The sequence below is a fragment of the Pseudoroseomonas sp. WGS1072 genome, from assembly GCF_049340465.1.
Lineage (GTDB): Bacteria > Pseudomonadota > Alphaproteobacteria > Acetobacterales > Acetobacteraceae > Pseudoroseomonas.
On record NZ_JBMPSU010000001.1, the window covers coordinates 2,824,734 to 2,837,633 of the forward strand.

General features: G+C 72.9%; 9 protein-coding genes. 7 read left to right on the top strand and 2 right to left on the bottom strand.

Features of this window, described 5'->3' with window-relative positions; translation table 11 throughout:
* Positions 1-89 precede the first annotated feature (89 nt).
* From ftsH to ACF3NH_RS13310, 6 genes are all read left to right on the top strand, one after another.
* A complete protein-coding gene (ftsH, locus tag ACF3NH_RS13285) occupies positions 90-2,015 on the top strand; it encodes an ATP-dependent zinc metalloprotease FtsH (protein ID WP_422923430.1) in 1,926 nt (641 codons plus the stop codon).
* A gap of 81 nt (positions 2,016-2,096) precedes the next feature.
* Positions 2,097-3,146, top strand: a complete 1,050-nt coding sequence (folP, locus tag ACF3NH_RS13290) for a dihydropteroate synthase (RefSeq protein ID WP_198367340.1) — start codon at positions 2,097-2,099, stop codon at positions 3,144-3,146.
* Positions 3,147-3,283: 137 nt separating this feature from the next.
* The gene (gene glmM / locus ACF3NH_RS13295) at positions 3,284-4,684 is read left to right on the top strand and encodes a phosphoglucosamine mutase (RefSeq protein WP_422924795.1); all 1,401 of its coding nucleotides are present in this window, start codon (positions 3,284-3,286) and stop codon (positions 4,682-4,684) included.
* Entirely contained in the window at positions 4,684-5,499 is an 816-nt protein-coding gene (gene thiD, locus ACF3NH_RS13300; RefSeq protein ID WP_198367338.1) for a bifunctional hydroxymethylpyrimidine kinase/phosphomethylpyrimidine kinase, read from the top strand. The genes glmM and thiD overlap by 1 nt, the downstream gene beginning before the upstream one ends.
* Before the next feature lie 72 nt (positions 5,500-5,571).
* Positions 5,572-6,420 (top strand): PhzF family phenazine biosynthesis protein, encoded by an 849-nt coding sequence (locus ACF3NH_RS13305; protein WP_198367337.1) that lies wholly within the window; start codon positions 5,572-5,574, stop codon positions 6,418-6,420.
* Positions 6,421-6,479: 59 nt separating this feature from the next.
* Positions 6,480-7,673: a phosphoserine transaminase gene (locus ACF3NH_RS13310; protein WP_422923433.1), complete on the top strand. Its 1,194-nt coding sequence runs from the start codon at positions 6,480-6,482 to the stop codon at positions 7,671-7,673.
* 31 nt (positions 7,674-7,704) lie between these two features.
* On the opposite strand, the gene ACF3NH_RS13315 is transcribed toward ACF3NH_RS13310, so the two are convergent.
* Positions 7,705-10,095: an EAL domain-containing protein gene (locus ACF3NH_RS13315; RefSeq protein ID WP_422923435.1), complete on the bottom strand. Its 2,391-nt coding sequence runs from the start codon at positions 10,093-10,095 to the stop codon at positions 7,705-7,707.
* Between the two features lie 336 nt (positions 10,096-10,431).
* Here ACF3NH_RS13315 and ACF3NH_RS13320 point away from each other — a divergent pair, with 336 nt between their 5' ends.
* A complete protein-coding gene (locus ACF3NH_RS13320) occupies positions 10,432-11,907 on the top strand; it encodes a helicase HerA domain-containing protein (protein WP_198367334.1) in 1,476 nt (491 codons plus the stop codon).
* 106 nt (positions 11,908-12,013) lie between these two features.
* Here ACF3NH_RS13320 and bla read toward each other — a convergent pair whose 3' ends face one another.
* Positions 12,014-12,856 (bottom strand): class A beta-lactamase, encoded by an 843-nt coding sequence (gene bla, locus ACF3NH_RS13325; protein ID WP_422923437.1) that lies wholly within the window; start codon positions 12,854-12,856, stop codon positions 12,014-12,016.
* Positions 12,857-12,900: the final 44 nt, after the last annotated feature.

Consider the following 12,900-nt stretch of genomic DNA (forward strand, 5'->3'; position numbering starts at 1 on the left):
TGGTTTCGGAATTGCGTCGGGCGCCCTATCTTACGCAGGCGCCGGGCCGGCATGTGCAGGCTGGCCGGCACACGGATGGGAACCGCACGGTGAACAATTTCGGCCGCAATCTGGCGCTTTGGGTGATTGTGGCGCTGCTTCTGGTGGCGCTGTTCAATCTGTTTCAGCCTTCGTCCTCGAACCGCCAGACGGGCCAGCAGGTCGCCTACAGCGACTTCCTGAATGAGGTGAATGGCGGGCGCGTCCGCGATGTCACCATCCAGGGCCGCACCCTGACGGGGCAGCTCGCGGATGGCCGCAACTTCTCCACCTACACGCCCGAGGATCCGAGCCTGGTCAGCCGGCTGACCGACAAGGGCGTGCGGGTCGTGGCGCGGCCGGAGGAGAGCGACGTCAACCCGCTCTTCCACTACCTGCTCTCCTGGTTCCCGATGCTGCTGCTGATCGGCGTCTGGATCTTCTTCATGCGCCAGATGCAGGGCGGCGGCGGCCGGGCCATGGGCTTCGGCAAGTCCCGCGCCCGGCTGCTGACCGAGAAGCAGGGCCGCGTCACCTTCCAGGACGTGGCCGGCATCGACGAGGCCAAGGGCGAGCTGGAGGAGATCGTGGACTTCCTGCGCGACCCGCAGAAGTTCCAGCGCCTCGGCGGCAAGATCCCCAAGGGCGTGCTGCTGGTCGGCCCCCCGGGTACCGGCAAGACGCTGCTGGCCCGCGCCATCGCCGGCGAGGCCAATGTGCCGTTCTTCACCATCTCGGGCTCCGACTTCGTCGAGATGTTCGTGGGCGTCGGCGCCAGCCGCGTGCGCGACATGTTCGAGCAGGGCAAGAAGAACGCGCCCTGCATCATCTTCATCGACGAGATCGACGCGGTGGGCCGCCATCGCGGCGCCGGCCTCGGCGGCGGCAATGACGAGCGCGAGCAGACGCTGAACCAGATGCTCGTCGAGATGGACGGCTTCGAGGCGAATGAGGGCGTCATCCTCATCGCCGCCACCAACCGCCCCGACGTGCTCGACCCCGCCCTGCTGCGCCCCGGCCGCTTCGACCGCCAGGTGGTGGTGCCGAACCCGGACGTGCAGGGCCGCGAGAAGATCCTGCGCGTGCACATGCGCAAGGTGCCGCTGGCCTCCGACGTCGATCCGAAGACCATCGCGCGCGGCACGCCGGGCTTCTCGGGCGCCGATCTCGCCAATCTGGTGAACGAGGCGGCCCTGCTGGCCGCCCGCGGCGGCCGCCGCACCGTCGGCATGCACGAGTTCGAGATGGCCAAGGACAAGGTGCTGATGGGCGCCGAGCGCCGAAGCCTGGTGATGTCGGACGACGAGAAGAAGATGACCGCCTATCACGAGGCCGGTCATGCCCTCGTCGCCCTGCATGAGCCGGAATGCGATCCGGTGCACAAGGCCACCATCATCCCGCGCGGGCGGGCGCTCGGCCTCGTCATGTCCCTGCCGGCCGGCGACCGCTACAGCAAGCACAAGAGCAAGCTGAAGGCGGAGCTCGCCATGGCCATGGGCGGCCGTGTCGCCGAGGAGCTGATCTTCGGCTCCGACAAGGTGTCCAACGGCGCCTCGGGCGACATCAAGATGGCCACTGACCAGGCCCGCCGCATGGTCACCGAATGGGGCATGAGCGAGAAGCTCGGCATGATCGCCTATGGGTCGAACGACCAGGAGGTCTTCCTCGGCCATTCCGTGACCCAGTCGAAGAACGTCTCGGAGGCCACGGCGCGCGAGATCGACGCCGAGATCCGCAGCATCATCGACGACAGCTACGCCCGCGCCAAGCACACGCTGCAGACCCATATCGAGGAGCTGCACGCCCTGGCCAAGGGGCTGCTGGAGCACGAGACCCTCTCGGGCGATGAGATCCGGCTGGTGATCCGCGGCGAGCCGGTGGTGCGCAACCGCCCCGACGAGCCCACCCCGGCCGGGCGGGGCAGCGTGCCGAGTTCCGGCCGGCCGCGCCCCGGCGGCGGTCCCGGCCTGAGCCCGGCGCCGCAGCCGGGCACCTGAGCCGCCCGTCGCCTCCACGACCGGCCTGCGTTAAGAAGGACCCCCTCTGGGGTCCTTTTTTCATTCGGGGAGATGGCCGGGATGGCCGAGCGCTGGATCGAGCCGCTGGGCCTGTTGCAGGGCGCCGCCGCGCTCCAGGCGGTGCGGGATGGTCATGCCCTGCCGCTGGCGGGCGGCCCGGCGGCCTTTGCCCTGGTCCGCCTGATCGAGGACCGGCGGGACCTCGGCATCCATTCCGCCCGCGGCCTGCCGCCGGGCTGGGAGGCGCTGCTGCCGCCCCTGATTCGCCGCCCCCAGGCCTTCGCCGGCCTTCCGGACGACCGACCCCTCGTCATGGGCATCCTGAACGCCACGCCGGACAGCTTCTCCAATGGCGGCCAGCACCTGGACCCCGCCGCCGCCATCGCCGCCGGCCATGCCATGCTGGAGGCCGGGGCCGATATCCTCGACATCGGCGGCGAGAGCACCCGCCCCGGCGCGCCGCCGGTGACGCCGGAGGAGGAGATCGCCCGCATCCGCCCGATCCTGCGCGAGCTGGCCAAGGCGGCGGTGGTCAGCGTCGACACCCGCCACGCCGCCACCATGCGCATGGCGCTGGAGGAGGGGGCCGAGATCGTCAACGACATCACCGCCCTGCGGCAGGACGCGGCCTCGGTGCGGCTGGTGCAGGAGGCGCGGGCGCCGGTGGTGCTGATGCACATGCCCGTGCTCGACCCCCGCCGCATGCAGGAGGCCACGGGCTATGCCGATGTGGTGCTGGAGGTGGCGCGCTTCCTGCGCCAGCGTGTCGAGACGGCCGAGGCGCTGGGCATTCCGCGCGGGCGCATCGCCATCGATCCGGGGCTGGGCTTCGGCAAGACGGCGGCGCAGAACCTGGCCCTGATGGAGCGCCTGCCGCTGCTCGCCGGCATCGGCTGCCGGATCCTCGTCGGCGCGTCGCGCAAGCGCTTCGTCGGCAGCGTGACCGGCGTCGCCACGCCGGCCGGCCGGCAGGCGGGGAGCCTGGCGGTCGCGCTGGCCGCCGCCGCGGCCGGGGCCACGATCCTGCGCGTGCACGATGTGGCGGAGACGGCGCAGGCCTTGCGCATGTGGCGGGCCTGCGCCGAGGGACGCTCGGCCGCGCTGGACTGAGAGGGCTGCCTGGGGGGGTGCCTGAAGGGCTGGCGGCGGCGCATCGCGCCGCTTGGTCGCCCGCCGGCCTGCCTGTATGACAGGCCGGGAGCGAGCGGCGACAGGGCGCCCGCGGACGGGGAGGGAGCCCAGGCATGATGGAGACCCAGCGCCGCCTTTTCGGCACGGACGGCATTCGCGGCGTGGCCAATCGCGCGCCGATGGATGCGGGGACGGCGCTGCGCCTGGGTCAGGCGGCCGGCCGCTTCTTCAATCGCGGGGCGCACCGGCACCGGGTGGTCGTCGGCAAGGACACCCGGCTCTCCGGCTATATGCTGGAGCCGGCGCTCACCGCCGGCTTCGTGGGCGCCGGCATGGATGTGGTGCTGGTCGGGCCGCTGCCGACGCCGGCCATCGCCATGCTCGCCCGCAGCCTGCGCGCCGATCTCGGCGTCATGATCTCGGCCAGCCACAACCCCTTCGAGGACAATGGCATCAAGCTCTTCGGGCCGGACGGGCTGAAGCTGTCGGACCGCGAGGAGGCCGAGATCGAGGCGCTGATGGCCGGCGATCTCAGCGCCCAGCTGGTCTCCCCGTCGCGTCTCGGCCGCGCCAGCCGCCTGGAGGACGCGCCCGGCCGCTATATCGAGGCCGTGAAGGCCAGCTTCCCGAAGGGCCACAGCCTGGCCGGGATGCGCATCGTCGTCGATTGCGCGCATGGCGCGGCCTACAAGGTCGCGCCGACCGTGCTGTGGGAGCTCGGCGCCGAGGTGGTGCCGCTCGGCGTGGCGCCGGATGGCTTCAACATCAACCGCGACTGCGGCTCGACGGCGCCGGGCCGCATGGCCGAGCTGGTGCGTGAGCGCCGCGCGGATCTCGGCATCGCCCTGGATGGCGATGCAGACCGGCTGGTGCTGGCCGATGAGCAGGGGCAGGTGATCGACGGCGACCAGATCCTGGCGGTGATCGCGCGGTCCTGGACGGCGCAGGGCCGGCTGCGCGGCGACGCGGTGGTGGCCACGGTCATGTCGAACCTGGGGCTGGAGCGTTACCTGGCCGGCCTCGGCCTGCGGCTCGACCGCACCCGCGTGGGGGATCGCTATGTCTCGGAGCGGATGCGCGAGACCGGCTGCAACCTGGGCGGCGAGCAGTCCGGCCACATGATCATGTCGGATTTCGGCACCACCGGGGACGGGCTGGTGGCGGCGCTGCAGGTGCTGGCCGTGCTGGCGGAGGAGAAGCGGCCGGCGAGCGAGGTCTGCCGCCGCTTCACGCCCCTGCCGCAGCGCCTGGTGAACGTCCGCTTCGCCGGGCCGACCCCGCTCGCCGATCCCGCCGTGGCCGAGGCCATCGCGGCGGCCGAGGCCCGCCTCGGCGCACGGGGCCGGGTGCTGATCCGCGCCAGCGGCACGGAGCCGATGATCCGCGTCATGGCCGAGGCGGAGGAGGAGGCGCTGGTCGAGGAGACGGTGGAGGGGCTGGCGGCGCTGATTCGCGCCCGGGCCGCCGCCGGCCCGCGCAAGGCCGCGCGCGCGGAAGCCGTGGCGGGGGGGGCCTGATGCGCGGCCGCGTCCTGATCATCGCCGGCTCCGATTCCGGTGGTGGTGCCGGCATCCAGGCCGATATCAAGGCCTGCACCGCGCTCGGCGCCTATGCCGCCACGGCGATCACGGCGCTGACGGCGCAGGACACGCTGGGCGTGCATGGCGTGCATCCGGTCCCGCCGGACTTCATCCGCCAGCAGATCCGCCTGACGCTGGAGGACATCGGCGCCGACGCCCTCAAGACCGGGATGCTGGCCGACAGCCCGACCATCGAGGCCGCCTGCGACGCGCTGGCGGCGCATCCCGCCCGCATCCCGCTGGTGGCCGATCCGGTGATGGTGGCCAAGGGGGGCCACGCCCTGCTGGCGCCGGAGGCGGTGGCGACGCTGAAGCGGCGCCTGCTGCCCCTCGCCAGCGTCGTCACGCCGAACCTGCCCGAGGCGGAGATCATGGGCGGGCGGCCCATCGCCGGCATCGAGGACATGCCGGCGGCGGCGCGGCGCATCCTGGAGCTTGGCGTGCCGGCCGTGCTGCTGAAGGGTGGCCACCTGCCAGGCGAGCGGCTGGTCGATATCCTGGCCACATCCGAGGGCATCGAGCGCTTCGAGAGCGCGCGCATCGACAGCCGCAACACCCACGGCACCGGCTGCACCCTGGCCTCGGCCCTGGCCGCCGGCCTCGCCCAGGGCCTCTCCCTGCGTGACGCGGTGGTCCGCGCCCGCGCCTATGTCCGCGCCGCGCTGCTGGCCGCTCCGGGCTTCGGCCGCGGGCATGGGCCGCTCGATCACGCCGTGACGCTCGATCCGGCGCGGCTCGCAACCCTGGCATGAGCGGGCGGGGGTGTCGTGGCCCCCGCCTTCCCGGGCAAGCTCGGGCGTGACGCAGCCGTGCAGAGAGCCGCCATGACCCCGCCGCCGACCGACGCCCTGCCCAGCCGGGTACCCTTCTTCCAGGTCGATGCCTTCACCAGTCATGCCTTCCGGGGCAATCCGGCGGCCGTGATCCCGCTGCGAGCCTGGCTGCCGGAGGCGCTGATGCAATCCATGGCGGCCGAGCACAACCTCAGCGAGACCGCCTTCCTGGTGCCCGACGGCCCCGGCCGGTGGCACCTGCGCTGGTTCACGCCGCGCATGGAGGTGCCGCTCTGCGGCCATGCCACCCTGGCGACCGCCTGCGTGCTGGCGCGGGAGTTCGGCGAGGCCGGCACGCTCCGGTTCCGCACCGCCTCGGGCGAGCTGCGCGTGGACCAGGCGGAGGAACGCTTCATCCTCGATTTCCCGGCCAATCCGCCGCGCCGCGCCCATGGCGGTCCGCCCGGCCTCGCCGCCGCGCTGGGCGCCGTGCCGCGCGAGGTCTGGAAGGCGCGGGACTGGATCTGCGTCTTCGACAGCGCCGAGACGGTGCGCGCGCTGCAGCCCGACCATCGGCGCATCGCCAGCCTGCCCGACAGCGCGGCGGGCGGCCAGGCGGCGCGCGTCGTCGTCACCGCGCCGGGAGATGACGGCCGGCACGACGTGGTCTCCCGCTACTTCGCCGCCCGCGTGGGCATCGACGAGGATCCGGTGACGGGCGCCGCGCATGTCCAGCTCGTGCCCTACTGGGCGGACCGCCTGGGGCGCGAGAGCATGGTCTGCCATCAGGCCAGCGCGCGCGGCGGCACGCTCTGGTGCGAGCGGCGCGGCGACCGCGTGCGGATGGGCGGCGACGCCGTGCTCTATGCCCGCGGCGAGGTACTGCTGCCCGCCGCTTGATCCCGGGCCACAGGCGGCGCAAACCGCCCCCCCATCCGCGATCCGAGGACCCCACCGCCATGGCACAGGACAACCCGGCCAATCCGCGCCCCGCGCGGCGCCCGGCCAACCCGGCCTTCTCCTCCGGCCCCTGCGCCAAGCGGCCCGGCTGGTCGCTGGCCGCGCTCGAGGGCGCGCTGCTCGGCCGCAGCCACCGCGCCGCGGAGCCCCGGGCGCGCCTGGCCGAGGTGATCGCCCGCTCCAGGGCGGTGCTGGGCATGCCGGAGGACTGGCGGCTCGGCATCGTCCCGGCCTCCGACACCGGTGCGGTGGAGATGGCGCTCTGGTCGATGCTCGGCCCGCGCGGGGTGGATGTGCTGGCCTGGGAGAGCTTCTCCGGCGAATGGGCCAACGACATCACCCGCCAGCTCCGCCTCGAGGACGTGCGGCTGCGGCAGGCGCCCTATGGAAGCCTGCCCGACTTGTCCGATGTCTCGCCGGAGCGCGACCTGGTCTTTGTCTGGAACGGCACCACCAGCGGCGTGCGGCTGCCGGATGCCGGCTGGATTGCGCCGGACCGCCGGGGCCTCGCCATCTGCGACGCCACCTCGGCCGCCTTCGCCATGGACCTGCCCTGGGACCGGCTCGATGTCGTCACCTGGTCCTGGCAGAAGGCGCTGGGCGGCGAGGCGGCGCATGGCATGCTGGCGCTCTCTCCGCACGCCGTGGCCCGGCTGGAAGGCCACACGCCCGCCTGGCCACTGCCGAAGATCTTCCGCCTGACGCGGGGGGGCAGGCTGATCGAGGGAATCTTCCAGGGCGACACCATCAACACGCCCTCCATGCTCTGCGTCGAGGATGCGCTGGACGGGCTGCGCTGGGCGGAATCGATCGGCGGGCTGCCGGCCCTCATCGCCCGGTCCGAAGCCAATCTGGCGGCGGTGACGGCCTGGGTGGAGAGCCAGCCGGAGGGCTCGCGGCGCATGGCCTTCCTGGCCGAGCGGCCGGAGACGCGCTCCTGCACCTCGATCTGCATGCGCATCGTCGCGCCCTGGTTCACGGCCCTGACCGCCGATGGCCAGGCCGCCGCCAGCCGGGTTCTGGCCACGACGCTGGAGCGGGAAGGGGTGGCGCTGGATGCCGCGCCCTATCGCGACGCGCCGCCCGGTCTGCGGCTCTGGGGTGGCGCGACGGTGGAGACCGAGGATCTCCGCGCCCTGTTCCCCTGGATCGACTGGGCGCTGGCCGAGGTGGAGGCGCAGTTCGGCGCCTGAGGCAGCCATCGCCGAGGCCTGGAGGGCTGGCTCAGCCGCCCGCCGAGGCTGAGAGGGCCAGGATGTCCTGCCGCCCCGCCGTGGGCATCCGCGTGGCCTCGCGATAGGCCTCGATCGGCAGCGGTCGGCCGAACAGGTAGCCCTGGAACTCGTCGCCGCCCTCCGCGGCGAGCAGAGCGCGCTGGGCTTCCGTCTCGACGCCCTCGGCGATCACCGGCATGCCAAGCTCCTGGCCGAGCCGTATCACGGCGCGGATGATCGCCAGGCTCTGCCGGTTCTCCAGATCCTGGATGAAGCCCCGGTCGAGCTTGATGCGGGAATAGGGAAAGGCGCGCAGGGCACTCAGCGAGGAGTAGCCGATGCCGAAATCGTCCATGGCGACATGCACGCCGCAGCGGCGCAGCCGCTCCAGATTGGCCAGGACCTGCGTATTGCCGGAGATCAGCATCGTCTCCGTCACCTCGATCTCCAGCCGCGACGGCGCCAGGCCCGTCTGTTCCAGCAGCAGCAGGACGGAGGGGGCGAATTCGGCCTTGCGCAGCTCGGCGACGGAAACGTTGACCGCGATCCGCAGCGGCCGCTCCCAGCCCGCCGCCTCGCGGCAGGCCGTCTCGCGCACCCAGGCGCCCAGGCTGCGGATGAAGCCGCTGGCCTCCGCCATGGGGATGAAGACATCGGGCGGGATCGGGCCGCGGACGGGATGGCGCCAGCGCACCAGCGCCTCGAAGCCGATCACGGCGCCGCTCGCGGCCTCGACCTGCGGCTGGTAGGCGAGGCTGATCTCGCCGCGCTGCAGGGCCATCGTCAGGTCGGCCTGCAGGGCCTTCTGGTCGTGCCGCTCCCGGTCCATCTCGGTGGTGTAGATGGCGTGGCGGTTGCGGCCGAGGCGCTTGGCCTCGTAGAGCGCCACATCGGCCTTGGCCAGGAGATGGAGGCCGCTCAGGCCGGGCGTGGGGAAAAGGACGGCGCCGATCGAGGCGCCGATACGGAGGCGAAGATCCTCCCGGAGCTGGAAGGGCTCGGCCATCCGCCGGAGCAGCCGGTTCGCCAGTTCCTCGACCATGCCGGGCGAGACCTCGCCCTCGACCACGAGCACGAACTCGTCGCCTCCGGGCCGCGCCAGGACATCGCCCTGGCGGATCTCGTCCAGGCAGCGCTTGGCGACGGCGCGGAGCAGGAGGTCGCCCGCGGTATCGCCATGCTCGTCGTTGACGTCCTTGAAATGGTCCAGGTCCATGCAGAACACGGCGAGGCCGCTCTGGCCCGAGCGGGCGCGGAGGACGGCGCGGGCCAGGCGCGTCTGCAGGCTGTGCCGGTTGTGCAGACCGGTCAGGGAATCCTGGTGGGCCAGGCTGTACATCCTGGCCTCGGCCGCGATCCGCTCCCGCATGTCCCGCAGCGCCACGGCGAAGCCGCTCTGCTGCCGGGCCAGTTCGATGCGGCGGGCGCGCAGCTCGACCGGCACCGGCCCCTCCGGGCCGCGCAGGCCGACCAGCACGGGGCTCCGCTGCCCTTCCTTCAGCACCTCCTCCATGCGGGGCTGGGGCAGGGACAGCAGCTCGGCCAGGGACGTTCCCGTGGGATCGGCGCCCAGCAGGGCGGCGAGGTTGTGGTTGCCGTGGCGGATGACGAGCCTGTCGTCGCAGATCGCCAGCCCGTCGAAGGCGGCCTCGGCGAGGCCGTGCAGGCGCAGCGCGGCATGTTCCAGGGCAAGCCGGCTGCGCAGCCAGATGATGCCGGGAACCGAGAGCAGCAGCATCGCCATGAAGCCGGCGGCGAGGCGGATCTCGCCCTGCCGCAGGGCCCAGTCCGCGGGGGTGGGAATCCCGAGCGGCACGAATTCGGTGGCGGTCATGCTGCCCATGTGCAGGCTGATGATGCCGAGGACCAGAAAGCCGGCGGTCCAGATCCGGCCGCGCCAGAGGCCTTCCGGCGGGGTGAAGGCGAGCGCGCTGAAGCCCGCGCCGGCCAGGACCGCCACGGCCGCGCCGGTGGTGTCGATGGCCACCACGCCGGGAAAGATCACGGCCTGGATACCGTAGAAGTGCATGATGCCGACGGACAGGCCGAAGATCACGCCCGACAGCGGTCGCCAGATCCGCTGCGGCGCCAAGAACTGGGCGTTCAGGGCGATCCCGGTGCCGAGGATGATGATGGCGCCGGAGACGGCGGTGGCCAGCGGTGCATAGGAGAACACGTTCCGCGTGTCATAGGCGAGCATGGCGACGAAATGGGTCGCCCAGACGCCCGACCCCAGCGGAAGCGCGATCAGGGTGATGAGGAGGCGCTCGATCCGGCCCTGCGGCGTCTCGACGACGCCGACCTTCAAACTGGCGGCGAGGCTGGTCAGCAGGCAGATGGCGACAGCGACCCCCAGGGTGCCGGCATCATGCTCGCGCAGGCATGTCCAGGCGTCGTACAAGCAAGCCTCCTTATCGATGCCACCTCAAGACGCTCTCCCCTGTCCGGAACCATCCCTCCGTGCAGGAGCCTGCTGGGCCGGCATCGAGGGATGACGGAGAAAAACAGGGAAATCATTGCGGGATGGGCAGGCAGTACAACCCCATGTTGTAGTGTCAGACTACACAGCAAGGGCTTTCAGCATCGATAAGATCGTGGCGGAGGCGGCGCTGGAGGGCTCATGCCCGCGCCGGGTCGTGGCCGGCCATGCCGATATGCCGAGGCCGTGTCTCCCTCTGGCGATACCCGCCGCGGCGATCGGGCGCTATAGCTCCGCCCCGTCACCGCGGAGGACTTCATGACAGTCGGCATCGAGATGGGCCGGACGACCGGCGGGCAGCCCGCGCTCCTCGACCTGGAGGAACTGCTGGCCACCCGCCTGCTGGTGCAGGGCAATTCCGGCTCCGGCAAGTCGCACCTGCTGCGCCGGCTGATGGAGCAGTCCGCCCCCTGGGTGCAGCAGGCGGTGATCGACCCGGAGGGCGATTTCGTCACGCTCGCCGACCGCTTCGGCCATCTGGTCATCGACGCCGCCGAGCACAACGAGGCGGCCCTGCAGCGCGCCGCCGACCGGGTGCGTGCCCATCGCGTCTCCGTCGTGCTCAACCTCGAGGGGCTGGACGCGGACGGGCAGATGCGCCACGCCGCCGCCTTCCTGGGCGGGCTGTTCGACGCCGACCGCGACCACTGGTCGCCCATGCTGGTGGTGGTGGATGAGGCGCAGCTCTTCGCCCCCGCCGCCGCCGGCGAGGTGTCGGACGAGGCCCGCCGCGCCTCGCTGGGCGCCATGGCCAATCTGATGTCGCGCGGGCGCAAGCGCGGGCTGGCCGGCGTCATCGCCACCCAGCGCCTGGCCAAGCTGGCCAAGAACGTCGCCGCCGAGGCCTCGAACTTCCTGATGGGGCGCACCTTCCTCGACATCGACATGGCCCGCGCCGCCGATCTGCTGGGGATGGAGCGGCGGCAGGCGGAGATGTTCCGCGACCTGCCGCGCGGCAGCTTCGTGGCGCTCGGCCCCGCCCTGTCGCGCCGGCCGCTGCCGGTCACCATCGGCGCGGTGGAGACCGAGTCGCGTGGCACCAATCCGGGGCTGATCCCCCTGCCGCAGACCGCGCCGGAGGCGGCGCGGGAACTGGTCCTGGCCGCGACCGCGGAACCGGACCCCGTGCCGCGCCCGGTGCGGCGGGCTCCGTCGCCGCCGCCCGACATCCTGGCACAGCTGGCCCAGGCCCGCCCGGCGGTGGCGACACCCCGCGCAGAACCGGCGATGACCGCCGAGGAACAGGCCGAGCGGCGGCGGCGGATGGACGAGATCCTGCGGCAGATCCTGGCCGAGCCCGAGGCCGCCTTCCGCAACGGCTCGGTGCTGTACCAGGATTTCCTGGTGCGGCTCCGCATCCACGCCATCCCCGGCAAGCCGCCGGAGATCCCGGCCTTCCGTCGCATGCTCTCCGTGGCCCGCGCCGGCATCAGCGCCGAGGCCGCCGAGGGGGAGGCGTGGCAGGCGGTGGAATCCCGCGCCGCCGCCCTGCCGGAGGACACCCAGGGGGTGTTCCTGCTGCTGGCCCGCGCGGCGCTCGACCGGCTGCCCTGCCCGTCGGACGCGACCATCGCGGAGGCCTATGGCACGCGTTCGGCCGGGCGGGCGCGGCGGCTGCTGAGCTGGCTGGAGGAGCAGGGGGCGATCGTGCAGCGCCCGGATGCGGCCGGGCGGCGCATCGTCGCGCTGGTGGGGCTGGGGTGGGAGACGGCGCCGGGAGAGGCGGCGGCGTGAGGAATCCCGCGCGCCGGGCTCAGCCGTGGACCGTCCCCTGTGCCGGCATGGCGTGTGCCGCCCGGATGCGGGCCGGTGCGGATGGCCTCGCGCAAGGTTGCGCGCCTCATTCGGCCGCCGCCACGATGGCGCGGGCGACCTCGGCCAGCGCCGCCTCGCGCGCGGCGAGCGGCGCCCCGCTGCCGGTCAGATAGGCGGCGACCAGGATCGGCGGGGCGTCGCCGGGCGGCAGGAGCAGGCCGGCATCGTTGGTGCTGCCGCGCTCCCCGCTGCCGGTCTTCTCGGCCGCGCGCCACCCGGCGGGCAGGCCGGCGCGCAGCCGCGCATCGCCGGTGAGATTGCCCGCCAGCCAGGCCAGCAGCCGCGCGCGCGAGACGGCGCTCAGCACCTCGCCCAGCAGCAGCCCGTGCAGGGTGTCCAGCATGGCGAGGGGCGTGGTGGTGTCGCGCGGGTCGCCCGGCCGCGCCTCATTCAGCGCCGTCTCCCAGCGGTCGAGGCGGGTGGCGGGGTCGCCGATGCGGCGCAGCCAGGCGGTCAGCCCCTCCGGCCCGCCCAGCCCCTCCAGCAGGAGGTTGCCCGCGACATTGTCGCTGCGGGTGACGGCCGCCTCGCACAGCTCCTCCACCCGCATGCCGTCGCCGCCCACCCGCGTACCGGTGACCGGCGCATAGGGCACCAGCTTCTCCGACCCGAAGACGACGCGGCGGCTCAGACTCTCCTGGCCCGCATCCACCCGGTGCAGCGTCGCGGCGGCGGCCAGGGTCTTGAAGGTGCTGGTCATGGGGAAGCGCTCCTCGCCGCGCCAGGCCAGCGGCCGACCCAGGCCCACCCGCACCGCCACGCCGAGGCGGCCGCCGGTGCCGGCCTCGATGGCGGCGAAGCGGCGCGGCAGAGTCTCCGCCGCGCGCGCCGCCGCAGCCCCCCCGGGCAGCATCAGGGCCATCGCCATCCAGTCCCGCCTTCCGCGCATCGCGCGTCTCCCATTGTCGTCAG

What these genes read in the sequence shown, in the direction of transcription:
- thiD (WP_198367338.1), top strand. Translation starts at nt 4,684, where the DNA reads ATGCGCGGCCGCGTCCTGATCATCGCCGGCTCCGATTCCGGTGGTGGT.
- glmM (WP_422924795.1), top strand. Translation starts at nt 3,284, where the DNA reads ATGGAGACCCAGCGCCGCCTTTTCGGCACGGACGGCATTCGCGGCGTG.
- ACF3NH_RS13310 (WP_422923433.1), top strand. Translation starts at nt 6,480, where the DNA reads ATGGCACAGGACAACCCGGCCAATCCGCGCCCCGCGCGGCGCCCGGCC.
- bla (WP_422923437.1), bottom strand. Translation starts at nt 12,856, where the DNA reads ATGGCGATGGCCCTGATGCTGCCCGGGGGGGCTGCGGCGGCGCGCGCG.
- ACF3NH_RS13305 (WP_198367337.1), top strand. Translation starts at nt 5,572, where the DNA reads ATGACCCCGCCGCCGACCGACGCCCTGCCCAGCCGGGTACCCTTCTTC.
- folP (WP_198367340.1), top strand. Translation starts at nt 2,097, where the DNA reads ATGGCCGAGCGCTGGATCGAGCCGCTGGGCCTGTTGCAGGGCGCCGCC.
- ACF3NH_RS13320 (WP_198367334.1), top strand. Translation starts at nt 10,432, where the DNA reads ATGACAGTCGGCATCGAGATGGGCCGGACGACCGGCGGGCAGCCCGCG.